Here is a 24,683-nt window from a genome sequence, read left to right as displayed (position 1 = left end):
TTGCCAGGCGCCCGATATGGCGCCTCGAATCGGTAAAAATCGTAATGTAGCAAAATCATCTCTAACTTGAATCCGATCAATTGCGAGCCGGCAGTGAATTATAGCGCTATACAGTAGAGCTAGTACGAATCCTCTTTTCGGGCTGATAAAGCATCTTTCACGTTTCACAGATCGTCGCAGTTCTCAAAGGCTGCTTCGACCGACTGAATATTGCGGATCGAACAGTTCGTCCAGAAGCAACCCCGGCAGACCGATCACTGTTTCGGCGACCGCGATCCATACCCTAATTGGAGTATGTCGCCCGCCCGATGTTTCCGATTATCCTCAATCTACGTCGAGCTCGCGCGTTTCGGTACGTTAGACACTTGCGTTCGCAAGTTGGCAACAGGGGTGGCGATATGATCTATACGGTACGCAGTTCGCGATCATCCGTGTTGTCTACCTTGGCGTCGATGGTAGTGCTGCCAGCGTGCTCGGTACCCAACCACATGCACGTGACCCGCGGCACCGACCCAGAAAATGTCGACACCAATGTTCGGTTTCGGACGACCTACTACTTCCGCGTGTTCGACTTCTGCTGGTCGGCCGATACCACGGTCGGGAGCGGGAGCGGTGCGCCTCAGTATCGAACCATCGTTCCACAGACCGATACCCTCTACCGCTACCGCATGACCGGTAAGGCGTCCGCGCTTGGCAGCAACATCAAGTTCGAATCCGGAGTGTTGAGCGAGAAGGACATCGATCCGTTCGGTGTCGACGTCGTCTACAACGGCGACGTCAACGGCTACGTCGTCCGCAGCCGTTCCGATGCCAAGGCACAAGCGGATCTGGCCGCCGCCGACCGTCGCGCGACGACGCTTGCAGCGGCGGCGCGTGCCGATGCCGACGCTGCCCTTAGCCGGTTCGAGTCCCTCAGCAAGCTGCTGGAACGGTCGGCCACCCTTTCCGAACCGGAAAAGGCTCTCGTCCAGGCCGAGTTGAAGACGGCGATGACGAACGCGCTGCAGGACTACACAGGCACGTTGCGTGCCCCGCTGAGCGTTGCCGTCAAGGAGCGGTTCGACCGCATCGACATGCTGCTCGCCAGTCTGACGCCAGGCGAAGGCCGTCCTACGACGCCGCCTGCCGCGGCGACGGCACAAGAAATCGCCAAGGCGGCAGTGGAAGAGGCGCGTGCGGCCATCGACGAGGCCGCGAAGAGGCAGGCGCTTTCTGCAGCGGGTAGCGGCGATGCGCCCCTTTGTCCGGCCAATGCCGTCCTGACCAAGGGGTTTCAGATCATGGGACCGGAAGGGATGCGACCCTTCAACCAGCAGGAACGACTGGTCCTGGCAATGTATACCAGTGCGAAGCCGCTGACCGAAACATTGACCGAATATTCCGGCAGGGTCGTCAATGGGCGGACCAACCCGGCAGAGCAGCTTCTGCCGCTTGCGCGCGAGACGCTTCGCATCGTCGAAACGCAGCGCAGTCTTGATGCCGCGGCCGGCCGGATCGCGGCCGGCGGCGATACCGCGCCCAAACTCGACGAACTGTTCGCGACGACGCTCGAAACCTTTGGAACGGCACCCCGCTGATGCGCACGCTCCTCGTCCTGATCGCCGCACTGCTCTGCGCCGGCTGTACCCGTCACGAACCGGTCTCACTGCATGGCGCCGGATCGATGCGAGTCGAGGTGGAGGTCTACAAGGGGCCTTTGTCGGTGTCGCCGGGGGCGCAGGTCGGGCAGATGGTCGCCGTAATGGCCGATCTCGTTCGCGCTACGGTGGATTGGCGTGAAAGCATCAAGGTTCAGTTCGGGAATGTCGAAGACGCGCAATGCCGGTTCGTGGAACTTGGCAAGACGCCAACGGTCCGTCATTTCGATCCCCGCGATTGTGCGATGCTGAAGAGCGCGTTCGACAGCAGCGGGGACGTGATCGGCGCAGCCTGCTACATCTTCAATACGCCGACGCTCAGCAGGACGGTCGGCCCCGCCGTCTATCTGCCGCTTGAGACATGCACGAAATTCGAGCAGGATTGGAAGCATCTCGGCACGTATCACCGAGTGCTCGACGAAGCGCTTGCAGCGTGCCAACCGGGAAAGGACGGCACGCCTGATCTGCTACGATGCCAAGGCGGTACGATCGTCCTCGCCGTCGAGAACCTGGCGTCGATGATGCGCACCGCTGCGTTTCGAGAGGCGAACAGCCACGTCGCCTACGTACCCCAGGACCAGCGCGTGAGGATGGCGCTTACCCGGTTCGGGTACATCGCATCCGAATATGGCAACCAGATCCAGGGGCGGATCGGGGTGCTCGAGAAGCAGATCGGACAGGGGATAGAAGCGCGCGATCTGCCGGTCGGGGATTATCTGCGCAGCGCGCGGCCAACCGATTTTGTTCAGCTGTTCCACTGGCTCAAAGCAGGGGACCCGGACGGCAAGGTCATGCGGGTCGAGGACCGGGTGCGTATGGCTGAACGGCTGACCTCCGACTTCTACTGGGAGAAGGTCAACGAGGTCTACGCGTCGGGCCAGGGCGACGTGTCGATGGCGTTCATCAAGGACGATCTAGGCAACTGGAACCTGAAGTCGTTCAGCAACGACCCGCGGGCACTCCTGGCCTCCTATCGCAAGGTCACCGACGCCGCGCTGAAGGCCACCGCCAAGCTGGCAGCCAACGCAGCGACGGGGGGCGGTGCGGAAGGGGTGGCGCAGGCCGGCCGGATGGCTGCGCTCGCCAATCAGTTGGCCACCGGACAGGTGCCCGGCGGCAACGCCACCGTTGCGGGACTCGATGTCGGCGGGCTGCACGACCGAGCGGTTGCTCGGATCGCAGCGATCCGGGAACGGTTCGCGACGCGCGGGCGCGGTCTCGACACGGAGATCGCCGCACAGACGGAAGCCATCGAAGGCGCGACGAAGGACGCGGCGGAAAAGACGCAGGCGAGGATAGCAAGACAGGTCGCAGTGGACGCGTCCGACACGGCGGAAACCCGTAACGCCCTGAACGAGGCGACGGCTGCCGTCACCGAAGCGGAAGCGAAGGTAGCTATGGGTCAGGACACGCTCGACCGGTTGCAACGGCGCAAGGCCGAGTTGCCGAGTGAGGCAATCGAAGCGTTACGCGCCGCGCTTGGCGATCATCTCGCAGTGATCGCCGCAATGCAGGACGGCATAGCAGCGTCGTCCACTCCATCCAGCCCGCCGACAAGACCATGATCCGCTGATGAAAACCGCGCAGGCGAGGAGTTGAGGAATGCTCGGACCGGTCCTGATGCTCGCTGCGGCAACGTCCGTTCCGGGCCGCGCGTACGAGATTGGTCATGCCGTTGCGTCCGCGCCTGCTGCAGTCCCGGACGGTGGTGTTATCGGCGGTCGTCGAAGCGCCGGGTGCGAACAGGCAGCCCTTTCACTGGTTGCCGAAACGTCGCTTCCTCCTGGAACTCGTGTTGCACGGCTTCGCAGTCCCAACCTTCGCATCGACTTCCAGAAATTGCAGGAGCGACAGGCGTCCTGCACCATTGCAGAAACATCCTTCCGAATGGAAGATCCGCCCAAGATCTCAAGGATCGTTGCCCGCATCTCACATCGCCTCGCGCGCCGCTCGTATGGCAGTGCACGGTTGATCGCCGACGTGAACGGTGTGACCGGCATAGCGGTCGCGACCGACCCGTTCGGTGACGGCGTGCTGGCGCTCTCAGTGCCGACCGAGCGGATCGGAGCGGATCGCAGACTTTCGATCGCGCTGACGCTGCAGGCGGAATGCTCCGAACAGTGCCCGATCGCCGCCGAGGTCCAAGAGGTCGCACTCGTCGCTCATGAAAGCACGGCGACTTCCGCCGCGCACGAGCTTTCGAACGAACGGCAGCCAGGGTCTACCGGGCAATTTCTCGTTGAAGCGAAGAAACTCGTTCGCCGCAGTCCACGAACGGTACCATCGAAGACACCAGCGGCGGCGAAGGCACGACGCGAGGCGCCAGCTGCCGCCAGGGTCGTGTTGGCAACCTTCTCGATGCCTGTGCTCGTCCAAAAACCCGTAGCAGTGGTGGCACGGCCGCTGGTTGCCCAAATCTACGACTTGTATCCAGCCGCGAAGGCGTTCGATGGCAAGTGGCGCGCACGTGGCAAAGCTGCGGTGATCGCAATCGACAAGTTCGAAGCGTCGCCCTCCAGCGGCGCACTCCCCAGCGAAGCAGGGCAGGACGTCAACCTGTTCCTTCCGTTGCGCGACAAGGTGATGCTTGCGAACCTGAAGACCCAGGTAACCTTCGTCTGGTCCGTCAGGAAAGAGAATCGCGCGGATGGTCAGGTCGAATTTCTCGTCAACGGCCGACGCGCCCGCGCGGTCATCCGGGCCTCCAGCGGCTCGATGGTCGCGCAGCGCCTTTCGCTGGCGGTGCCTGCGACCGACGTCCGCTCCGGCAAAGGACTATCGATCAAGGCATGGATTCGAGCCCGGCGCGGCACGAAGCGTAGCGTCAATATCCTGAGCGTGGACGCCATGGAGATCGAGGCGATACCATGAGCTGGTGGCAGATCTGGCGTCCGGTCAATCTCGTCAAGCCCGTCCCGAACGGCGGGTCACGCGAAGCTCGCGAAGACAACCTGGCAAATGACGCCGTCAAAGCGGTCAAGAACGATCCGGTCTATGAAGCGGTCAGAGCTGCAGAGAAAGGTTCTGACGGCGAAGCGATCGAAGCGGCCGAACTTGTATACGTCGCTGCGCGCCGTAGAAGGCTGGCACTCGATCCACCGTTCGTTGGCCCGCCACCCGTCGGTAGTGATCCAGCCGCCAACGGTGCTCCACCTCCGAACGGCGTTCCACCTTCCAATGGCGGTCAACCGTTCGTCGACGTCCTGAAGGACAGGCGGATCGGGCTCGCCCTTTCCGGCGGCGGGATACGCTCGGCCACCTTCTCGTTGGGAATTTTGCGAGGTCTCAGCCGTCTGAAGCTGATCCATAAGTTCGACTATCTGTCGACGGTATCCGGTGGAAGCTATGTCGGCGCGTTCTACGCAAGCCTATTCACCGATCCGAAAGAAAGGGGAGGGGACAGCAAGTCGTGGACGTCGCCATCGGCTGCCGACGACCCGCTCGGCACGACGTTCGGTTCCGCCGCCATCCGCCAGCTGCGCGAAGGCGGACGCTATCTGATGCCCGGCGGTGCGGGCGACGCTCTGCGCATCGCGGTCATGGCTTTCCGCAACTGGGTTGCAGTGCAGCTCGTGATCGGCCTCTCGCTGCTGGCGCTGTTCCTGTTCGGGAAGACTGTGCAGCTGACGCTGGTGGCGTGCAGCTGGGTGCAGTCGTTCGAACGTGACTTAGCGGAGGCAGGTTGGCCGACGTGGCTATGGCCGGTCGAATGGTTGCGGGGCTACCCGGCGGAACCGTGGATCCTGAGTTCGTTGTGGCCAATCGCGATGGCGTGCCTCAGCGTCGCGGTCGCACTGAGCTGGGCCTATTGGCTCGCGCGACTGGAAGGCATTCAGAAATCGCGCCTATGGCGGACCTTAAAAAGTGCCGCGACGATCGGCACGGTCATCATCGTCCTTGTGTGCGTCGGTCTAGACCGATGGACCGGAGGTTCCGGACGGTCGCTTGTCGTTGCGGCACTGGGTGCTGGCGCCCTGCTGTTCTACATCGCCGCCGAATTTCGCGATTACCTTCTCACCAAGGCCAGCGGCGCCGGTGCGATGGCAGTGCCTAGGGAACAGGAGGATCGTGTACGCAACCGCATTACCGGCTGGGCCACTTTTGTAGTAACGTGGACGTTGATCATAGGATTCTTCGCGTTGGTCGATACGATCGGGCAATCGATGTACACTTTGCTCCAGCAGGACAGAACGAGCGTCGCCGCACCGCTTTCAGTCGCGGCAATCCTTGCCGCAGCGACTCCGGTGTTGCAGCGCATCCTCGCTGTGCTTCAACGGTTCGGCTCGGTGCCAGTCCTGCTGCGGCGCTTCGGACACTGGATCGCGTTGCTCGTGGGAGCATTGCTCGTGCTGACGATCCTGTCGCTTTGGGCGATGGTCGCGGACTACATCGCATGGCGGGGTGAGCCCGTCGGCACGGTCGGTGAACCGATCATCCAAGCGTCTCCCGTAAGATCTCTGGCCGCGACCACGATCTTCTTTGCCTTGATCGCCAGCTGTATCGGCTTGTCGTTTGGCTTCTTGAACCTTTCGTCGTTCATCGGCTTCTATGCGGGACGGTTGCGGCGTGCCTATCTCGGCGCCAGCAATCCCCGTCGCGTCGACTTGCGGAAGCCGAGTGATCGGGACGATCCCGGCGACGACATCACCCCTCTACAGTATTACAGCCCGGGGAGCGGCGCGCCCCTGCACCTCATCAATGTCACCATCGCCGAGACGCGCGGTGATGGATCCGCCTTGGTGCAGCGCGATCGCAAGGGTCGGCCGATGACGCTATCGCCGGCTGGCTACCTCGTTCCTACCGTAGGTGAGGAACGAGTACGCATCCGTTTCGAAAACACGCCTGCGGCATCGGCGGTCAGATCGCTTAGGGCCGTCTCGGACCTGCCTATGTCGACATGGATAGCGATCTCCGGCGCCGCCTTTTCCACTGCGCTCGGCTCCTACACGTCGACTGGATTCTCGCTGCTGGCAGGACTTGCCAATCTCCGTCTCGGCTATTGGTGGAAGCCATTCTCCCAACGCGGGGCGCTACTGCCGACCCAATGGACCCAACGCTATCTGCTGCGCGAGTTCCTAGCGCGCTTCGGCGGCATCTTCCATCATCGCTGGTATCTTACTGACGGAGGCCACTTCGAGAACACGGGTGTCTACGAGCTTGTCCGCCGCCGCGTCCCGTTGATCGTCGCGTGCGACAATGGTGCGGATCCGGACTATGACTTCAGCGACATCGTCAACCTGACGAGGAAGCTGCGGATCGATTTCGAAGCCGAGCTGGACTTCATGCCCTGTGCCGAGTTGGACAAGCTCCTGGGCAAGGGCACACCCACGCGGATGATGTTCGGCGAATTGAGCGACCTGGTCCGCTTCCATAAAGGCAGCAGCAGCCGTGGCCCTTACGCTGCCTTGGCCCGGATCACGGCCCCATCTCGTCCCGGAAGGGACGCCTACCTCGGCACGATGATCCTCATTAAACCAAGGCTGGGTGGTCTCGAGCTCGCCGACCTGCTCGATTACAATCGCGTCGACGCGGCGTTTCCGCAACAAAGTACCGGCGACCAGTTCTTCGACGAGGCCCAGTGGGAAAGCTATTATCGGCTGGGAATGATGATCGCCGACCTGGTCTTTGCAGCCCCTGCCAGTCGCCAGCATTGGTCACCAGGAAGGCTTGTGCCTGTGGATACGAAACTCACTCCCTGGTTCGGCAAGGAATGGGTACGCCAGCCAAAGAACGAAAGCCTCGATGGGAACGTAGCCGATTTTCGCCAAACCCAACTAGCCGAACGTTGGATACGCGTCCTGCTGTTTCATTTGTCGAAGCTCGTCCGAAGGTTCACGTGAATGGCATGCGGTTTGAACACATCGCATGCCCAAGGATTGTCTTTCCGGACGCAGAAGGGGGAAACGCCGGGATCGTGGTTTGACACCGCCCGAGGCCACGCGGCGATATCGATAGAACTGGGCGAACTTGCGTAGCATGATGAAACTGAGGTCCGCATCGCCACGTCCGAACCCAATTACGACCCGCAGTTGAGGCGACCCGCCCAAGAGCGGCTGCGCCCGTTCTCGATCAGCCTCAACGTCGCGATCGTCTCCACGTTTTCCGGACCGCGCCCCACAATCCGTCCGGTGTCTTCAACGATGATGGTCATGCCCCCACCGACCCACTGGTGATAGGTGTAGGGAAATACTTCCTTCGCACCCGGCGCAGGTCGAAGCGGGACGATCTGACCGCGGCGCTTCAACACCCCGCGATACTCCTTCGTAGCGAACCTCCGCGACAGGTCCGGGCCACCAAGCCAGGTACAGCCCGTGCCTGTCAATTTTGCCTGCTCGACCTCGGCAAAGGTCATCCTTTCGATCGGGAGCTCGTTGGATCGGCTACGAGCCGGTCTTCGTTCGGGCTGCAAGATTACTGCGCCATCAGCGGCTGCAGCAACCATCCCTGTCGCGACCATTGCGACGATCAATCCGGGCACTCGCATTGTCGCCACGCTCCTCAACGACAGTCGTAGCCAGCACGTCGAAAGCCCCTGGTACGCCAGAAGTGGGATCGAGGGCACGTCGGTACGGTCATTCGCAACCGTTCATTGCCGACGTTCGACGGCACCAGCTTCGATACGTCAGGACGAGTGGCAAGCATGCACGCCGCGGATGGGAGGCCATCCTGAATAACTTGGGCGCACGTCGCGTTTCGCGATGATGTGTCATAGTTCCTGTTCAGATCGCGGGTGGCTCTGCATTGTAGCGCTCGGCCAAGGGTTCCACATTCGACGCCCTCGGGCTTTCCCCGGCTAGCGGCCATCGCCCGCTTGCGAGCCAAGGATGGGAGAGATGTGCATTTCCGAGGACGAAGTTTCGAAAATGGCTCGACCGGCGGCAGCGATTGATCATCCACGTTCGAAAGCGCGAACTGGCATGCCGAAGAACCGAACACCCAAACCTCCTCATCGCCAAGTTCGAACGCGCGAAGCGCCGCTCGATCACGCTCCGGTTGTAGGATCGAGCTTCGAAAATCGCAACGCCGACGAAAAGGGCCACAGGATCTTTCGGTCCAGCGGACCGAAAGATCCTGTGGCTGGCCTGAACTTTAGTAAGCGCTGGATCCATCAAGTTCCGGCACATTGCGAACTTGGATGGCGCAACCGCTTGTCGGGGACGTCAACGACCGCATGGCAATGTCGTTGGCATTGCAGGCTGCGTTTGAAGCTTCACGCGCGCAGAGAGTCTCATCTCTCTTATCTAAGAACGTTAGAGATTAGAGAGATCCGCGCGCGCGTGAGCGCTCGTGCGCACGGGAACGTGCGCGTATACGCAGAATTGAAACTACGTCAATAGCGGAAAAACGGCTGATTCCTGCCATTGTTGGGCGTAGCCTCGTTTTGCTGTCGTCCGTACTCGTGTCGATCGATATGCACACATGTGCATAAAAAGATCGATTATGCACACATGTGCATGTCACAAATCCCGAGTCGCCGGCGATACGGATGCACACATGTGCATAGATAGAGCCTTTATGCACATGTGTGCATGTAGCGTACTCGGAACTGGCAGCCCTGGTTATGCACATGTGTGCATAATTCGGCTGTTTATGCACATGTGTGCATGTCGCGTGCGGGGGGTGCCAGCCTTGGCTATGCACATGTGTGCATAATTCCGGCGTTTATGCACACATGTGCATGTCGCGAGCGCGGAACTGGTGCCTCTGTTTATGCACATGTGTGCATACTAGATCCGATACGGACCTTCTATCAGCTTGATGAGCCCGTCCCTAACGCTGACCGGCATGGTCTTGAAGCGTGCAGCTGCAAACGATGCCGCCGCGCGCCGTCGGCCTCAGCAGTGACGCGAACGTGGGTCAAGTCAGCAGGGGGTGCAATAACGCGGTTTCCGAATGCATCAGTGTCTTCTTCACAGGAAACAACGCTGCAATCCTCCAAGTTCGCTATCCGATGGAATGGTAGGCAGGTATAGCCAACTGACGCTTCCCCCGGCTCCAGCCGGGTTGCGACCTACGTCCCGTCGGATCAACGACTAGTTGTAGGCGCTTGCAATCATATCGGCGTGTGTTCGCAAACCGTCAGGTTTCCTGCGCACGCTATCTGCTACTGGCGCGTGACACCGTGCTCAAATTCGCTGCCAATGTCCGCGCCATCATCAGGCGCTGCTCGCAAACGGGGCGTCGTGTTGGCGCTCCCTGGCAGTGGCCTCTCCAAACTCGTCGCCGCCAAGCATTTTTGCGAAGCAGGTTTTCAGAACAGTTCTAATATGCGGCGGGCCGTAGAAATGCGTTGCTGTCACCTCCCGCCGAGAAAATCTTTAGAAAGGAAGGTTTCTGCTAACAGCGAACGGCACATAGAACGGCATAGATATAGGCTTACGACTAGATCAGTCTAAGCGCGCTGGCCCCGATCGTCCCGTTTTGGATCGGGAAAGGGAATAATCCGAATGTCTCGTTACCAATTCCTCGTTAGGTTTCAGGGCCACCAAGGGTTCTGAACCGCTCAGTATTGCACCGCTTCAGGTCCGATAACGTAGCGCTTCCAGTACCAAGCTAAATGCGGGCGAGGGCTGTCGTCGGCTGGGATAATAGAGGTAGTAGCCATCAAACGGCTCGCACCAATCCTCCAGCACTCTCACAAGGGCGCCAGAGGCAAAGTGGCGGTCAACATGGCCCTCGACTGTGAACGCGATACCGCGGCCAGCCAACGCAGCAGCGACGATCATGTCAGCATCATTGAATACGAGCTGGCCTTCCGTTTTGACCTTCAGCTCCTTTCCATCACGCTCGAACTCCCAGGCGTATAAACCGCCCGAAGTCGCCATTCGGAGGCTGATGCAGTTGTGCTTTGCCAGATCGTAGGGGGTCTGAGGCGTCCCGTGCCGTTCCAGATAGCCCGGTGCCGCAAACGCAGCCATGCGCAGCTTTGGGCTGATAGGCACCGCGATCATATCCTGATCCAGTCGTTCGCCTAGCCGAACGCCCGCGTCGAACCTGCCGCTGACAATATCGACAAGCCCACTCTCGATACTCACCTCAACATTGATATCAGGATTTTCAGCGGTCAGTCGATCGATGACCGGCCAAAGCACCGCTCGCGCCGCGTGAGCGCTGGATGTGATCCTGACGGTGCCGGCAGGACGCTCGCGAAGCTCGGTCAGCGATGCCAGCTTGGCATCAATTTCCTCCAGGGCAGGTCGCAACGTTGCGATCAGACGCTCACCTGCTTCGGTAGGAGCGACACTCCTCGTCGTCCGGGTCAGCAATCGCAGCCCCAGCTTTGCTTCCAGGCGGCGCATCGTATGACTGAGCGCCGACTGCGAAATGCCGAGTTTTGCCGCCGCTTTAGTGAAGCTGCGCTCTTCGGCGACGGCTAAAAACATAGCCAAGTTGCCCAGCTCTTCACGTCGCATGTCGGGGTGCCACCAAGGGTTTCATGACATCGTGTCATAGACCCAAGCGATTTACCCTGTCTAATCCCCAGAACCGCTTCGAGTTACATTGCAATCATCGTGGCCCGGCGTGTGACCATCGGGCCGACCGAGGATTTTGATGATGCAGAAGCGCGTACTGGGCCGCAGCGGCCTTGAGGTATCGGCCCTTGGGCTTGGGTGCATGGGGCTAAGCTATGGCTACGGTCCCGCTACCGATCGCACGGAGGCGGTTTCGCTGCTCCGCGCGGCGCACGATCGCGGCGTTACCTTCTTCGACACGGCCGAAGCCTATGGGCCGGGGGACAATGAAGAGGTCGTCGGCGAAGCACTGGCGCCGGTTCGCGATCAGGTGGTGATCGCCACCAAATTCGGGTTCGAGAACGGCCGCCCGAGCGATGGCTTGAACAGCCGTCCCGAGCGTATCCGGCAGGTCGCGGACGAGGCGTTGTCCCGGCTGCGTACCGATTGCATCGACCTTTTCTATCAGCACCGCGTCGACCCGAATGTGCCGATCGAGGACGTGGCGGGCACGGTCCGCGACCTGATCGCGGAAGGCAAGGTCAAGCATTTCGGCCTGTCGGAAGCCGGACCGGACGCTATCCGTCGCGCCCACGCGGTGCAGCCCGTAGCGGCGCTTCAGAGCGAATATTCGATGTTCTGGCGCGAGCCGGAAGCAACGATCCTGCCGCTTCTGGAAGAGCTGGGTATCGGCTTCGTCCCGTTCGCACCACTCGGCAAGGGCTTCCTGACCGGCAAGCTGAAGGCCGACACCACGTTTGCGGCCGATGACTTCCGCAGCACCGTGCCGCGCTTCCAGGCGGATGCGATGGCGGCGAACCAGGCGCTGGTCGATCTGGTCACGACGATCGCCAGCGAGAAGGGGGCCACGCCCGCGCAGGTCGCGCTTGCATGGCTGCTCGCGCAGCGGCCGTGGATTGTGCCGATCCCCGGCACGACCAAGCTCCACCGGCTAGAGGAGAACTTGGGAGGTGCCGATCTGGCGCTGACCGATCAGGACCTGACGCGCATCGCCGACGCCCTGTCGGGGATCGAAGTTCATGGCGAGCGCTACGCGGCTTCGCACCAGCAGTTCGTGAATCGCTGAACCGGACAAGGACCACGCCCATGACCACCACCGTTCCGACCGTCACCCTCAACAACGGCGTTGCCATGCCGATCCTCGGCTTCGGCGTGTTCCAGGTGCCTGATCCCGCAGAATGCGAGCGTAGCGTCCGCGATGCGATCGACGTCGGTTATCGCCTGCTCGATACCGCCGCATCCTACGGCAACGAAGAGGCGGTCGGCGCCGCCATCAAAAGCCACGGCATTGACCGGAGCGAGCTGTTCGTCACCACCAAGCTCTGGGTGCAGGATGCCAGCTACGAGGGGGCCAAGGCCGCGTTCGAGCGGTCGATCAACAAGCTCGGGTTGGACTATCTCGACCTGTGGCTGATCCATCAGCCCTACGGTGATGTGTATGGCGCGTGGCGCGCGATGGAGGAGCTGCACAAGGCCGGACGCATCCGTGCGATCGGCATCAGCAATTTCTACCCCGATCGTCTCGTCGACTTCGTGCTGCACAACGAGGTGAAGCCGGCGGTCAATCAGATCGAGATCCATCCTTTTCACCAGCAGACCGATGCGGTGAAGACCCTTGAGGAATACGGCGTCCAGCCAGAGGCGTGGGGACCGTTCGCGGAAGGCAAGAACGGCCTGTTCACGAACGAGGTGTTGCAGCCGATCGCCGACAAGCACGGGAAGAGCATCGCCCAGGTCGTGCTTCGCTGGCTGACCGATCGGGGCATCGTCGCGATCCCCAAATCGGTGCGCAAGGAGCGCATGGCGCAGAATTTCGACATCTTCGATTTCGACCTCGACGCCGGCGACCTCGATGCCATCGCCAAGCTCGATCAGAACGCCAGCAGCTTCTTCGACCACCGCGATCCGGCGATGGTGAAGTGGCTCGGCGAACGGAAGCTCTAATCGTCAATTCCAGGCCGATGTTCCGGCATCGGCCTGCCCCCTTTCAACCTCGTGCGGGAGCAGTTGCGATGGACACACGATCGACCCAGGGAATGAAGCGGCTCCCTCTGATAGCTGCCGTCGCTTTGTCGTTGCTGCCCATTCAGCCGTTGCTTGCGCAACAAACGCCGGCACCACCCACGGAAACGATCAAGACGGCCGCCACGCATACCCCGACCGAGCAGCAGGTCATCGACCTGTCGAAGACCAAATGGGATTGGATGGCGGACAAGAAGGTCGACGCCCTCGCGACCCTCTTCGACGACCGGGCCATGTTCACCCACATGGGCGGAACGTGGGGAAAGACCCAGGAACTCGCCACCATCCAAAGCGGTGGCATCTGGTACAAGAAGGCGTCGATCTACGCGGTCGATGTGCGGGTGTTCGGCAACACCGCGATCGTGCTGGAAGATCTCGACCTGGAGGCCGTGGTCGGCGGTCGAACCGTCACCAATCCCTTCATGGTCACGGAAGTTTACAACAAGCAGGCTGGCAAGTGGCGCCTGTCCCAGCTCACCTTCTCGCGCCTCGTTCGGCCGGTGAAGGCGAGCGCTGGCAGCGAATAATCCCGACCGGGATCAGATGGGAGACGAGACGATGAAAGTCGCTTCTGCAACCGCTGCCGCGCTGGCGATGGCCGTGCCGGTCGAGGCACAGGAGCGTCCGTCAGTTGCCCCCAGGAACATGCAGGCAATCGCGCCGGCATTGGCTGGCTATACGGACCGGGTGCTGTTCGGCGACGTGTGGGTGCGTCCCGAACTTAGCGCCCGTGACCGCAGCATCGTCACCCTGTCGGTGCTGATCGCAACCGGCAAGACCGCGCAGATGACTAGCCATCTTGGTCGTGGCCTCGATAACGGCATCAAGCCGTCCGAGGTCGCCGGCATGGTAACGCAGCTCGCCTTCTATACCGGGTGGCCGAACGCCGTCTCGGCCTTGAACGAGGTCGAGAAGGTATTTGCCGCACGCCATGTCGATCTGAAACCGCTTGGCACAATGCCTCCGGCCACCGCGCCGCTCCCCGGCTCCGATCCCGCGCGTGCTGCGATCGTCGACAGAACGCTCGCTCCGATCGCACCCAAGCTCGCGCAGCTTACCAACGACGTCGTGTTCGCCGACTTGTGGCGACGCACAGACTTGTCGCCCCGCGACCGCAGCCTCGTCACCATCGCCGCGCTTTCCGCAGGCGGTGATGGCGACCAGCTTGCCTTCCATGTCCAATATGGCCTCGAAAACGGGCTGACACAGCCGCAGATCGTTGAGGCACTGACCCATCTCGCTTTCTACGCAGGGTGGCCGAAGGCGAACGCCGCGATCGGCGTCGCGAGCAAGGTATTCGCCAGACAAGAGGTTTCCGCCATGTCAGAGGTTCAGGTCATCCATCCCGGTCAGGAGCCGAAGTCCGGTCCCGCCGACTATTTCACCGGCAGCGTGTCGGTCGCATCGCCCTTCAAAGGCACCGGCGATGCGCGCCTTGGTGGTGCGACGGTGACGTTCCAACCGGGCGCGCATACGAACTGGCACACGCATCCGTTGGGACAGTTGCTGATCGTCACCGCTGGACAAGGATGGGTCCAGGTCGACGGCGAGGCTGCGAAGCCGATCGCGACCGGCGACACCGTTTTTATCTCGCCGGGCGTCAAACACTGGCATGGTGCGGCTCGCGATAGCGCGTTGACCCATGTGGCGGTGTCGGAAGCGCTCGACGGTACGTCCGTGACGTGGCTCGAGCCGGTCGCCGACGACTTATACAACAAGCTGTAACGGGAGAGACGGCGATAATGAGCGAGATGGAGATGTCGAGGCGAGGTGTTCTCGCCGGCAGCGCCGCAGCGGCTGCGCTGGCAGCGGGCCGCCAAGTGGAAGCACAGCCCGCAAAAGCGGCTGCGCCCGCGACCATGCCGGTATCGCTCACGGTCAACGGCAAGCGTCGTGACCTCACCCTCGACACGCGCACGACGCTGCTTGATGCGCTGCGCGAGCATCTGAAGCTCACCGGCACGAAGAAGGGCTGCGATCACGGGCAGTGCGGAGCTTGCACCGTCATCGTCAACGGGGAGCGGATCAATTCCTGCCTGAGCCTCGCCGTCCAGCATCAGGGCGACGAGGTGAAGACGATCGAAGGGTTGGGCACACCCGACAAGCTCCATCCCATGCAGGCCGCGTTCGTCCGTCATGATGGCTATCAGTGCGGCTATTGCACGCCCGGCCAGATTTGTTCAGCCGTCGCGGTGCTGGACGAGATCAAGCGCGGCGTGCCGAGCCATGTCCAGGCCGATCTTTCTGCGCGGCCGCAGCCGACCAACATCGAAATGCGCGAACGGATGAGCGGCAACATCTGCCGTTGCGGCGCCTATTCCAACATCGCCGAGGCGATGGCGGAAGTCGCAGGAGCAAAGGCATGAAGCCCTTCACCTATGAGCGCGCATCGACGCCGGCGGAAGCCGCTGCCGCTGTTGCCCGTCAGCCCGGAGCGAAGTTCCTTGCCGGGGGCACCAACCTGCTCGACCTGATGAAGCTGGAAATCGAGACGCCCCGGCATCTGGTCGACGTCCAGGACTTGAAGCTCGATCGGATCGAGCCGACAAATGATGGCGGTTTGCGGATCGGCGCGCTGGTCACGAACACTGCGCTCGCTGCCGACACCCGCGTCCGTCGCGACTATGGCGTGTTGACCCGCGCGATCGTGGCAGGCGCCTCCGGTCAGCTTCGCAACAAGGCGACTACGGCGGGCAACCTGCTTCAGCGGACCCGCTGTCCCTATTTCTATGACCCCAACATGCCCTGCAACAAGCGCAAGCCGGGGTCGGGCTGCGCTGCGATCGGCGGCTATTCGCGTCAGCTCGCTGTGATCGGTTCGAGCGACCAGTGTATTGCCACCTATCCCGGCGATATGGCCGTGGCGATGCGCGTGCTGGATGCGACCGTGGAGACGGTCAAGGCGAATGGCACGACCCGCGCTATCCCGATCGCCGATTTCCACCGTCTGCCCGGCGACAAGCCCCACCTCGACAACAACCTTGAAGCCGGCGAGCTGATTACGGCGGTGACGCTGCCCCGGCCGCTTGGCGGCATGCACCACTATGAGAAGGTTCGCGACAGGGCATCCTATGCCTTCGCGCTCGTCTCGGTCGCGGCCGTCATCCAGAAGGACGGAAGTGGCCGCGTGGCGTTCGGCGGGGTCGCGCACAAGCCGTGGCGGGTCGAAGCGGCGGATGCCGTGATGACCCAGGGGGCCGCTGCCGTGACGGCCAGGGCCTTCGCGAACGCCCGACCGACAGAGGACAATGCGTTCAAGATACCGCTCGCGACCCGGGCGCTTTCAGCCACCATCGCGGAGGGCAAGTCTGCATGAAGTTCGACACGCCAGCAGGCATCAACCCGATCGACCGGGAAACGGTCGTCGGCAAGCCGCACCCGCGCATTGAGGGACCGCTGAAGACGACCGGGCGCGCGGTCTATTCCTATGAGAACCATGAGGCCGCGCCGAATGCCGCCTATGGCTATGTCGTCGGCTCGGGCATTGCCAAGGGCCGCATATCGTCGATGGACGTGCGCGAGGCCAAGGCCGCGCCGGGTGTCCTCGCGATCGTGACGGCCGATAATGCCGGCCCGATCAAGAAGCAGGGGTTCTACGTCGCCAAGCCCCTCGCGGGGCCGGAGATCGAGCATTACCATCAGGCAATCGCCCTGGTCGTCGCCGAGACGTTCGAGCAGGCGCGCCATGCCGCATCACTGATCCGCGTCGATTATGCGCGCGGACAGGGTGCGTTCGATCTTGCCGCTGCGCGGGCTGGCGCAAAGCCGCATCAGCGTCAGCCCGACGTTCGCATCGGCGACTTCGACGCGGCATTCGCGTCGGCCCCGGTGAAGGTCGACGGGACCTACACCACCCCCGACCACAGCCACATGATGCTCGAGCCGCACGCCACGATCGCGCACTGGGATGGTGACCACCTTACAATATGGTCCGCGCAGCAGATCGTGGGATGGGCGCGGCGCGACCTAGGCAACAAGCTCCGCATCCCGCAGGACAAGATCCGCGTCGTCGCGACCTACATTGGCGGCGGCTTCGGCGGAAAGGGTAGCGTCTGTTCGGACGCGATCCTCGCGGCGTTGGGCGCTCGCGCGGTCGGCCGGGCGGTCAAGGTGACGTTGCCGCGTCCGCTCATGCCGAACAACACGACGCATCGCCCCGCCACGATCCAGCGGGTCCGTCTGGCTGCGGGTCGCGACGGCAAGCTGGTCGCGGTCGGCCACGAAACGCTGTCGGGCAATCTGCCGGGAGGCGGCCCGGAAATCGCGGCTGCACAGACGCAGTTGCTCTATGCAGGGGCCAACCGTCTGAATCTGACCCGGCTTGCGACGCTCGACTTGCCCGAAGGCAACGCGATGCGCGCACCGGGCGAGGCGTCGGGCCTGATGGCACTCGAAGTGGCGATGGACGAGCTGGCCGAGAAGCTGGGGATGGATCCGGTGGAGCTGCGCGTCATCAACGATACGCAGGTCGTACCGGGCGCGGACCCCGGCCGTGGGGCTTCGACTGATCCGCAATCGGCGAGCGGTAATCAGGGCAAGGAGGAGCAAGGGCCGCGTCCCTTCTCGATACGGCAGTTCATCCCGTGCCTGCGCACCGGTGCCGAGCGCTTCGGTTGGAAGGAGCGAAGCTCCATGCCCGGCAGTCGTCGTGAGGGCCGGTGGCTGATCGGCATGGGGATGGCATCCGCTATTCGCGGCGCCCCGATCATTCCGGCGGGCGGACGTGTCACGCTCGACGGCAAGGGGATCGTAACCGTGGAGAGCAACATGACCGACATGGGAACGGGCAGCTACACCATCATCGGCCAGACGGTCGCAGAGATGATGGGCCTGCCGCTCGATCGCGTCGTGGTGAAGCTCGCGGACTCGAATTATCCCGAAGCCTTCGGGGGCGGCGGACAGGGTGGTGCCGCATCTGCGACGGCAGGGGCCTACGCCGCGTGCGTCAGGCTGCGCGAGGCGGTGGCAACGAAGTTCGGGTTCAACTCTGCCGATGCCGAGTTCATCGACGGCGAGGTCCGTGTCGGTAATCGGCGGGCGCCGCTCGCCCAGGCGGCGAAGGACGGTGCGATCACGGCCGAAGACAAGATGGAATATGGCGACCTGTCGAAGCGGTTCGAGCAGCAGACCTTCGGTGCCCATTTCTGCGAAGTCGCGGTCGATGCCTATACCGGCGAAATTCGCATCCGGCGGATGCTCGCCGTCTGCGCGGCCGGACGCATCCTCAACCCCATCACCGCCCGCAGCCAGGTGATCGGCGGCATGGTCGGCGGTGCGGGCGCGGCGCTGATGGAAGAGCTGGCGGTCGACAAGCGCTTCGGCTTCTTCGTCAATCACGACCTCGCCGGATACGAAGTGCCAGTCCATGCCGATATCCCCCATCAGGAGGTGATTTTCCTAGAGGAAACCGATCCCACCATGTCGCCGGTGAAGGCGAAGGGCGTGGGCGAGCTTGGTATTTCCGGGGTCGCCCCCGCCATCGCCAACGCGGTCTACAACGCGACCGGGGTGCGGATACGGGAGTATCCGATCACGCTCGACAAGCATCTGGCGAAGCTGCCGGAGATCGTGTGATGCAGGGTACGGGGCGGTTTTCTCGACGTGCCGTGCTGGCGACACCTGCGATGCTGTCGCTGGCCGGCACGGCATGTGCCGGGGAACCGGAGCAGCCCGGCACGCCCTCCGGCAAAACCCTGGTCGCGTATCTCACCCGCTCGGGCAATACCCGCGTGATCGCGGGAACATTACAGCGAGCCTTGGGCGCTGACCTGTTCGAAATCCGTCCCGCGCGTCCCTATCCCGAAGATTATGAGCAGCATGTCGCGCAGGCCACGCGCGAGCGTGACAGTGGGTTCGAACCTCTACTGGCGGGTAAGGTCGACAACATCGCCGCCTATGGCACCGTCTTTCTCGGATTCCCTGTCTGGGGGGAGACGGCACCTCCACCGATCCGCTCATTCCTGAAGGCTCACGATCTACGCGGGATAGCGCTTCGCCCGTTCATCACCCACGGCGGGTATGGTGTTGGCAACAGTCCGGCCGTGCTGGCATCCCACGCCAGCGGCGCCGCGATCGAGGAACCCTTCGTGATGGAAGCGGACCAGGAACGACGCACGCTCAATCAGGTTCGCGATTGGCTCGGCCGGATCGAGAATTAGCGAAATTTTCGATGCTGACGACATCGACCGCTGCCGCATCAAGTACGAGGCGGCAGCGTCCTGACCTGATCCGGTCTGGTACGTGAGCCCATTAACGGGGGACGACCGCTCCTTCCGCCTGCTCCGTGGCATCCAGTCTTGCCCTATGCGGATCAGGACCACCAATTGCGGTGCCGTCAGGACGGAAATCCAGAATGGCATCCGAGGTCGGCTCGTAGCGAGGCCACCTCGACAGCTTTGGGCCGTTCGGATTACCCGTCTTCGCAAAATTGGCCCAGTATGAGTTCATCATCCGTGCGACCGCTGCATCGGTCGGCGTGAGCTGGCCTTGGTAACGGTCCTTGACGGTATCGAACACGTAATTGATCTCGGATGCGTGCGTCGCACCCTGCTTCAAGCGGTCCCGCATGGCCTCCGCGACATAGGAGAAGCGGTAGGTGAACGCAGGGACACCCTTCGCGGTGAATGCACGAGCCGTAAAGCGGGCCGGCTCTGCCCAAATGCGGTCCGTAGTCACCATCGTCACAAGGTCGGCGAGCGGGCGTGTGCCGTCCGGATCATAGGCAGCAATGGCAGCGTCCTTGCCCTTGCCGAACCCATCGAAAAGCATGGCCTTCGTATCAGCGCGCAGAAAACCTCCGCCCACCTCGGCGCTGTTCGAGCCAATCATCAACGGAACCCGCGCCTGGCGACCTGCCCTGTATGCCTGTTCGGCCGTTTCCAAGACGACACGACCATCCACGATCGGGCCGGGGTATGTCGGCGGTCCGCCCTCTCCATCCGTTTGCTGGCCGCCGTCAACGACCTGCTCGGTAGATAGCGAACGCAGCTTCGTCAGCGCAGCGTCGTCAGTGCCGGTAACCTTGTGCCGACGCGCAAAATTGATGCCGATGGTTTCGGCCGAGACAGGATAATGCCGGTCGAAATTGTCGCGGTTCAATGGTCGCCCGGTCAGCGTCCCGTCGCGGCCACCGCCGGACTCGATGATCGCCTTGTGGAACAGCCCCCGCGCTTCAGGAGAGGTAAGAAGCGAATGTACGGAGACGCCGCCGGCGGATTCTCCGAAAATGGTTACGTTTCCTGGATCACCACCGAATGCCGCGATGTTGCCTTTGACCCACTTCAGAGCGGTGATCTGGTCCATATAGGCGTAATTGCCTTTTGGTTCGGCAGGATTCTCCTTGCTGAGGGCGGGGAATGCAAAGAAGCCGAACCGCCCCACGCGATAGTTGAGCGTCACCAGGATCACACCCTGCTTGGCAAACTGCGTCCCCGAATAGGTAGGGTCCGCACCGCTCCCGAATAGGAATGCCCCGCCATATATCCAGACCATGACTGGTAGCTTGGCGCCGCTCTTCGCATCCGCTGGCCGCCAGACGTTGAGATACAGGCAATCTTCCGACTTCGGCCTCTCGGCCGCCCCGTTGGGAAATCCACCCGGCTGCGCACAATCCGCGGCGAATTGGGTCGCATCGCGCTCCCCGGACCAAGCCTTGGCTGGTTGCGGCGCGCGCCAGCGGAGCGGCCCTACGGGCGGAGCCGCGAAGGGAATACCCTTGAAACTCGCAACGCCATCTTCGATTGCGCCACGCAAGATGCCGTCCGAAACCGACACCGTTTGTGCCATTGCTGGCGATCCGGGAAGTACGGCAAGAACCATCGACAAGAATAATGATCGATTGTACACGCCAATGTTCCTTATTACGGACCGCGCCTAGCTCGTAGAACTACCATTTTTCTAAATTCCCTGCCGCTGGATCATTCAATCCGAAGCATATGGATTTCAAAGGTATATAGGATGTCTGCCTTTGCATGATGCGGTTTGCGGCATTATCTTGCCTCACATTCAATATTGGATCGAACGGTTAGTCAATTAGCCTAATCATGACGTGATGTCATAGCCCCAATGACCCAAAGCCGCTAAATACCCTGCCGATTTCAACGGACAGGTACATGAGCAAATTCGGAGTGGCCCTTGTCCATGCTGCACGCACCGGTCAGTCGACACTAAGCCGCCCCGTTCCCGCAAATGATGGTCGATCGGGACAGCCCGGTTATGGCGTCACGGCAAACGCTCCTGCAAATAACACCGTCGATGCTACGCCCAGCACACTCCTGACGGAGTGCAGCTTTCCCCACGACACCAACAGCGACAAGCTCGCTGGCCCCGCTTCTTCTAGTCCGATCATCTTGAGCTGCTTGTTAGTCGGCATGATCGCAAGAAGCGTGAACGGCCAGTTGGCGAGCAGTACAAGGCTCCCAAATACCCAGAGCAGAGTGCCCGACAGATACCAGGCACCCATGCCGCTAAGCCCGCCGGCAATGGCCAAGCCCGACTGTATCGGCAGCGCCCTGTCATAGCTCGGTTTCCATTGCGCGAGCAGGGGGCCATCCGCGAGCTGGAGCCGAGTCGGATGCTCGACCAGCGTGATGTATCCGGCCGCGCCGGTGAACAGAGCCGCGCAAGTCAAGGCGACGATGGCGATGATATTCATGAGCATTCCTCGGCATCAGCCGGGAAGACGCGAACCCCATAGCCAGCGTCTTACCAACGTATTGGGTCAACGCCGTGGCTGGGAAGAACCCGTTAGACGGGCGCCGGAGCTACCGACCTGCTACTCTATTTTCGGAACGTCAACATGACGTGGCATCGGCAAAACTGCAAGCGTACGTCGCATGTAATCCTTCCCGATTGGGAAGGTCGCGTGGGACGGCTGACGGCGGCAAAGTGCACTCGATGACAACGAGGGCGATTTTTCCAAATTGTGTTCCCAATTGACTTTCCCAAACCTGCCGGGCGCAGATGGGCAAACGGGACAACCTATGGCTGCGTGATCGACCTCTTGTTGACGGTCGAAGCTGTTAGGTGTTTGATCCCACGGTTTGATCTGCGATCCTTTCGTTGGAATGGAAGGAAGCCGCATGGGACAGGTACGTCATGGATGCGCGACGACCACCCACGCCGTCCGAGCAGCAATACAGCGATCGCAAGCTTCGCTCGCGCATCTGACGCGCTCAGGGCTGCAACGACACGGCATCCCGCGCCTGCCGGACATTGAGGGTGACAAGTCAAAGCGGCAGCGCTTCACGCGCTACCTGATCGGCTCCTCCCACATCGATATTGCCGAGGTACAGACCGCCGAAGGCAAGCTCTACCTGTTCGTCGGCATCGATCGCACCAGCAAGTTCGCAGTCACTCAGCTGGTCGATAAGCTGATGGCCGGACGGCATGGGAGTTCCTCGAGCACCTGCTGACAGCCGTCCCCTACCGTATCCACACCATCTTGACCGACAATGGCATCCAGTTCGCCGAGCAGCCCCGCAACCGGAACACCGCCTAGTCTCGCCAAATGCGCTTCGACATGATCTGCGAGGCAAACGACATCGAGCACCGGCTCACGAAACCAAACCACCCGTGGACGAACGGTCAGGTCGAGCGAATGGACCGGACGATCAAGGAAGCGACAGTCAAACGCTTCCATTACGGGAGCCACGACCAACTGCGGACACACCTCGCCGACTTCGTGGCCGCGTACAACTTTGCCCGTCGGCTCAAGACGCTCAGCGGTCTCACGCCCTACGAATGCATCGCCAAGATCTGTACGTCAGAGCCAGATCGGTTCATCGTCAACCCGATCCACCAGATGCCAGGACTGAACACCTAGCAAAGAGCATGAGTGCGGCGCGTCGTCTGTGAGCAGCGGCGGATGACGGCGAGCACATTGGCAGCTGATTCGAGTGCGGTGCCAAGCGCGAGTGGCAGATAGCTTGAGCAGGTAATCGTTCTGTTGATGAGCAGACGCACTACGCTTGCAAGCCCTTACAACTAGTAGTCAGTCGAATATCGGAACGTTCGGTTGATCTTATGGAAAACGGTATGCTCAATTTCGTCCGGTCGCTTACTGTCCTTACGTCCTCTTTCCCTCATGCCTGCTAGCCGTCCGCGTGGTCGAAACGGACCTTCAGACAAACATTTGCGTCGTTTTGATCAGTTGTGCCGTCAGGCCGACAGAACGGTTCATTCCCCATACCCGACGGTGCCTGCCGACGAGGCGGCGGTAGGGAGACGGTAGCAGCGGCGCGACAGAAAACGCCCGTCGATCGGCTACAGCGCAGGTCTGCCCGGCAGCCGATGCTTCGACGCTTCAACCTCGACCAGCGCGGTCAGGTTGCTAGCTGTACCCTCCGGCTGCGCCAACGTTATCTGGCCGCCCTTCGCGCTGACGCTCGCCGAAAGACGGAACAGCCGACCTTCGCCGAAGCAAGACGGCTGTCCGCACCACGCGGCGTGCAACCCTTCGCTGCCGATCGTATCCACGTCCTGCGCCGGCCGACCGTATTTCGTGACGAGGAGCGACCGCCATGCCGCAGCGTCGGTTCCCGCGGGCGGAAGATAGGTGATGCCGCGGATACGCGCCCCGTCCGGCCAAGCCAGCATCCGGATGAAGATCTTGCCGCCCATTCCGTCGTCGAGGTCGGCAGTTGCCAGGACGCTGCCGCCGGCCAACCCAAGCCGCCCCCCTCGAAGGTTTACCAGCTTACGAACGCGATCTTCGAAAGTCTGCCCACGACTGCGCCGCGTAACCGTCATGCCCCGACGTCGAAGGACGTCTTCCGCTTCAGCTTCGGTCATGCCGAGCCTGAAGCCGGCGAGGTCGAACGTGACGGGGTTGCCCTTGATCGTCTGTGCTGCAACGGAGTTCACGCCGGTCTCGGGGGCCGGGACTAACTGGACCGCGGCGAGGACAACTGCGAGTGCATGTATCATTGCTACTCCTTTCAGAACTCGATCTGTCCCGATCGCCGTAGCGAACGGATACGAAGCTGGGCGATCCCGCCGATGATCACGTATGCGATCAGGTACGGCAGACCTTGTTTGGCGAGACCGATCCGCATGGCTACTGCGGTGAGTGCGGCGACGATGAACGGCACCGTGCGCATCGAGCACAGGACCGCGAAGAGTATCCATGAAGCGGCAGGGCGCACGAGCGCCGCGATCGCCGTCGCTACGAAGACCGCAAAGCCGAGAGGATCGCTGTTCGTGAAAAGCGTCACGACCATTGCCGGAGCGATGAGGAAGAAGCCGCCTAGGACGAAGAGCGGGACGAATGGAACGACCTGTACCGGCATGGTCAGGCCTCGCAGATCGCGACAGGATCGGCTTCGGCGGACGGTTCAGCTGCGTCGTTCGTTCGGTTTCCAACCATCGTCGCCCTCCTGTTGCGGGGGGCCCCGTCAGTCGGCGGCGCCCCGTGGAACGGGACGCCGGCCCCCTGAGCCGGGCGTTGGAAACCTGAATTGGAACAGGCGCGGAAACTTGTGGGTTAGCTGCTGCCCAGGCGATGGTGAGAGGCTATCCTTTTTCGGTCAACGGTGACGGGAAAGGAGCAGGT

The 24,683-nt window shown here is 61.8% G+C and carries 18 protein-coding genes and 1 pseudogene; 13 read left to right on the top strand and 6 right to left on the bottom strand.

Going from position 1 to position 24,683, the window contains the following annotated elements; all coding sequences use genetic code 11:
* Positions 1-494: 494 nt before the first annotated feature.
* The 4 genes from ACTHQV_RS16555 to ACTHQV_RS16540 are packed head-to-tail and all read left to right on the top strand — an operon-like array spanning position 495 to position 7,477.
* Positions 495-1,577 carry a hypothetical protein gene (locus ACTHQV_RS16555; protein WP_440491839.1) on the top strand — a complete coding sequence of 361 codons (1,083 nt, stop codon included), beginning with the start codon at positions 495-497 and terminating at the stop codon, positions 1,575-1,577.
* The gene (locus ACTHQV_RS16550) at positions 1,577-3,202 is read left to right on the top strand and encodes a hypothetical protein (RefSeq protein ID WP_440491838.1); all 1,626 of its coding nucleotides are present in this window, start codon (positions 1,577-1,579) and stop codon (positions 3,200-3,202) included. The genes ACTHQV_RS16555 and ACTHQV_RS16550 overlap by 1 nt, the downstream gene beginning before the upstream one ends.
* Before the next feature lie 37 nt (positions 3,203-3,239).
* On the top strand, positions 3,240-4,508 hold the full coding sequence (locus ACTHQV_RS16545) for a hypothetical protein (RefSeq protein WP_440491837.1): 1,269 nt from the start codon (positions 3,240-3,242) through the stop codon (positions 4,506-4,508).
* Positions 4,505-7,477, top strand: a complete 2,973-nt coding sequence (locus ACTHQV_RS16540; protein WP_440491836.1) for a patatin-like phospholipase family protein — start codon at positions 4,505-4,507, stop codon at positions 7,475-7,477. The genes ACTHQV_RS16545 and ACTHQV_RS16540 overlap by 4 nt, the downstream gene beginning before the upstream one ends.
* Positions 7,478-7,653: 176 nt before the next feature.
* Here the strand turns inward: ACTHQV_RS16540 and ACTHQV_RS16535 are convergent, their stop codons facing one another.
* Positions 7,654-7,989 (bottom strand): hypothetical protein, encoded by a 336-nt coding sequence (locus ACTHQV_RS16535; RefSeq protein WP_440491835.1) that lies wholly within the window; start codon positions 7,987-7,989, stop codon positions 7,654-7,656.
* Between the two features lie 2,167 nt (positions 7,990-10,156).
* Positions 10,157-11,050 carry a LysR family transcriptional regulator gene (locus tag ACTHQV_RS16530; RefSeq protein ID WP_440491834.1) on the bottom strand — a complete coding sequence of 298 codons (894 nt, stop codon included), beginning with the start codon at positions 11,048-11,050 and terminating at the stop codon, positions 10,157-10,159.
* A 142-nt stretch (positions 11,051-11,192) separates the two neighbouring features.
* Between ACTHQV_RS16530 and ACTHQV_RS16525 the strand changes: the two genes are divergently transcribed.
* From ACTHQV_RS16525 to ACTHQV_RS16490, 8 genes are all read left to right on the top strand, one after another.
* Positions 11,193-12,176, top strand: a complete 984-nt coding sequence (locus ACTHQV_RS16525; protein ID WP_440491917.1) for an aldo/keto reductase — start codon at positions 11,193-11,195, stop codon at positions 12,174-12,176.
* Between the two features lie 20 nt (positions 12,177-12,196).
* Complete coding sequence (locus tag ACTHQV_RS16520) at positions 12,197-13,054, top strand: aldo/keto reductase (protein ID WP_440491833.1); 858 nt, start codon at positions 12,197-12,199, stop codon at positions 13,052-13,054.
* A 92-nt stretch (positions 13,055-13,146) separates the two neighbouring features.
* Complete coding sequence (locus ACTHQV_RS16515) at positions 13,147-13,659, top strand: nuclear transport factor 2 family protein (protein WP_440491832.1); 513 nt, start codon at positions 13,147-13,149, stop codon at positions 13,657-13,659.
* Between the two features lie 31 nt (positions 13,660-13,690).
* The gene (locus ACTHQV_RS16510) at positions 13,691-14,857 is read left to right on the top strand and encodes a (R)-mandelonitrile lyase (protein ID WP_440491831.1); all 1,167 of its coding nucleotides are present in this window, start codon (positions 13,691-13,693) and stop codon (positions 14,855-14,857) included.
* A gap of 17 nt (positions 14,858-14,874) precedes the next feature.
* Complete coding sequence (paoA, locus tag ACTHQV_RS16505) at positions 14,875-15,498, top strand: aldehyde dehydrogenase iron-sulfur subunit PaoA (protein ID WP_440491830.1); 624 nt, start codon at positions 14,875-14,877, stop codon at positions 15,496-15,498.
* Positions 15,495-16,448 carry an FAD binding domain-containing protein gene (locus ACTHQV_RS16500; RefSeq protein WP_440491829.1) on the top strand — a complete coding sequence of 318 codons (954 nt, stop codon included), beginning with the start codon at positions 15,495-15,497 and terminating at the stop codon, positions 16,446-16,448. The genes paoA and ACTHQV_RS16500 overlap by 4 nt, the downstream gene beginning before the upstream one ends.
* Complete coding sequence (gene paoC / locus ACTHQV_RS16495; RefSeq protein WP_440491828.1) at positions 16,445-18,706, top strand: aldehyde oxidoreductase molybdenum-binding subunit PaoC; 2,262 nt, start codon at positions 16,445-16,447, stop codon at positions 18,704-18,706. Before ACTHQV_RS16500 ends, paoC begins: the two co-directional genes overlap by 4 nt.
* A 50-nt stretch (positions 18,707-18,756) precedes the next feature.
* Entirely contained in the window at positions 18,757-19,290 is a 534-nt protein-coding gene (locus ACTHQV_RS16490) for a flavodoxin (RefSeq protein ID WP_440491827.1), read from the top strand.
* 91 nt (positions 19,291-19,381) lie between these two features.
* Here the strand turns inward: ACTHQV_RS16490 and ACTHQV_RS16485 are convergent, their stop codons facing one another.
* Together ACTHQV_RS16485 and ACTHQV_RS16480 are read right to left on the bottom strand one after the other, a co-directional pair.
* On the bottom strand, positions 19,382-20,950 hold the full coding sequence (locus ACTHQV_RS16485; RefSeq protein WP_440491826.1) for a carboxylesterase/lipase family protein: 1,569 nt from the start codon (positions 20,948-20,950) through the stop codon (positions 19,382-19,384).
* 394 nt (positions 20,951-21,344) lie between these two features.
* Positions 21,345-21,785 (bottom strand): DUF1772 domain-containing protein, encoded by a 441-nt coding sequence (locus ACTHQV_RS16480; protein ID WP_440491825.1) that lies wholly within the window; start codon positions 21,783-21,785, stop codon positions 21,345-21,347.
* 427 nt (positions 21,786-22,212) lie between these two features.
* On the opposite strand from ACTHQV_RS16480, the pseudogene ACTHQV_RS16475 reads away from it, so the two are divergent.
* Positions 22,213-22,955, top strand: a pseudogene (locus ACTHQV_RS16475) (integrase core domain-containing protein).
* 440 nt (positions 22,956-23,395) lie between these two features.
* On the opposite strand, the gene ACTHQV_RS16470 reads toward ACTHQV_RS16475, so the two are convergent.
* A complete protein-coding gene (locus tag ACTHQV_RS16470) occupies positions 23,396-24,058 on the bottom strand; it encodes a hypothetical protein (RefSeq protein WP_440491824.1) in 663 nt (220 codons plus the stop codon).
* Between the two features lie 11 nt (positions 24,059-24,069).
* Positions 24,070-24,420, bottom strand: a complete 351-nt coding sequence (locus ACTHQV_RS16465; protein ID WP_440491823.1) for a hypothetical protein — start codon at positions 24,418-24,420, stop codon at positions 24,070-24,072.
* Positions 24,421-24,683 lie beyond the last annotated feature (263 nt).

This window comes from Sphingomonas sp. SAFR-052, assembly GCF_051965015.1.
GTDB lineage: Bacteria > Pseudomonadota > Alphaproteobacteria > Sphingomonadales > Sphingomonadaceae > Sphingomonas.
This window is presented reverse-complemented; position numbering and strand designations above follow the sequence as displayed.

Excerpts from the sequence above, each read along its gene's own strand:
- ACTHQV_RS16545 (WP_440491837.1), top strand. The coding sequence starts at position 3,240 with ATGCTCGGACCGGTCCTGATGCTCGCTGCGGCAACGTCCGTTCCGGGC.
- paoC (WP_440491828.1), top strand. The coding sequence starts at position 16,445 with ATGAAGTTCGACACGCCAGCAGGCATCAACCCGATCGACCGGGAAACG.
- ACTHQV_RS16525 (WP_440491917.1), top strand. The coding sequence starts at position 11,193 with ATGCAGAAGCGCGTACTGGGCCGCAGCGGCCTTGAGGTATCGGCCCTT.
- ACTHQV_RS16515 (WP_440491832.1), top strand. The coding sequence starts at position 13,147 with ATGAAGCGGCTCCCTCTGATAGCTGCCGTCGCTTTGTCGTTGCTGCCC.
- ACTHQV_RS16530 (WP_440491834.1), bottom strand. The coding sequence starts at position 11,050 with ATGCGACGTGAAGAGCTGGGCAACTTGGCTATGTTTTTAGCCGTCGCC.
- ACTHQV_RS16535 (WP_440491835.1), bottom strand. The coding sequence starts at position 7,989 with ATGACCTTTGCCGAGGTCGAGCAGGCAAAATTGACAGGCACGGGCTGT.
- ACTHQV_RS16465 (WP_440491823.1), bottom strand. The coding sequence starts at position 24,420 with ATGCCGGTACAGGTCGTTCCATTCGTCCCGCTCTTCGTCCTAGGCGGC.
- ACTHQV_RS16540 (WP_440491836.1), top strand. The coding sequence starts at position 4,505 with ATGAGCTGGTGGCAGATCTGGCGTCCGGTCAATCTCGTCAAGCCCGTC.
- ACTHQV_RS16500 (WP_440491829.1), top strand. The coding sequence starts at position 15,495 with ATGAAGCCCTTCACCTATGAGCGCGCATCGACGCCGGCGGAAGCCGCT.
- paoA (WP_440491830.1), top strand. The coding sequence starts at position 14,875 with ATGAGCGAGATGGAGATGTCGAGGCGAGGTGTTCTCGCCGGCAGCGCC.
- ACTHQV_RS16550 (WP_440491838.1), top strand. The coding sequence starts at position 1,577 with ATGCGCACGCTCCTCGTCCTGATCGCCGCACTGCTCTGCGCCGGCTGT.
- ACTHQV_RS16470 (WP_440491824.1), bottom strand. The coding sequence starts at position 24,058 with ATGATACATGCACTCGCAGTTGTCCTCGCCGCGGTCCAGTTAGTCCCG.
- ACTHQV_RS16485 (WP_440491826.1), bottom strand. The coding sequence starts at position 20,950 with ATGGTTCTTGCCGTACTTCCCGGATCGCCAGCAATGGCACAAACGGTG.
- ACTHQV_RS16480 (WP_440491825.1), bottom strand. The coding sequence starts at position 21,785 with ATGAATATCATCGCCATCGTCGCCTTGACTTGCGCGGCTCTGTTCACC.
- ACTHQV_RS16520 (WP_440491833.1), top strand. The coding sequence starts at position 12,197 with ATGACCACCACCGTTCCGACCGTCACCCTCAACAACGGCGTTGCCATG.
- ACTHQV_RS16510 (WP_440491831.1), top strand. The coding sequence starts at position 13,691 with ATGAAAGTCGCTTCTGCAACCGCTGCCGCGCTGGCGATGGCCGTGCCG.
- ACTHQV_RS16490 (WP_440491827.1), top strand. The coding sequence starts at position 18,757 with ATGCTGTCGCTGGCCGGCACGGCATGTGCCGGGGAACCGGAGCAGCCC.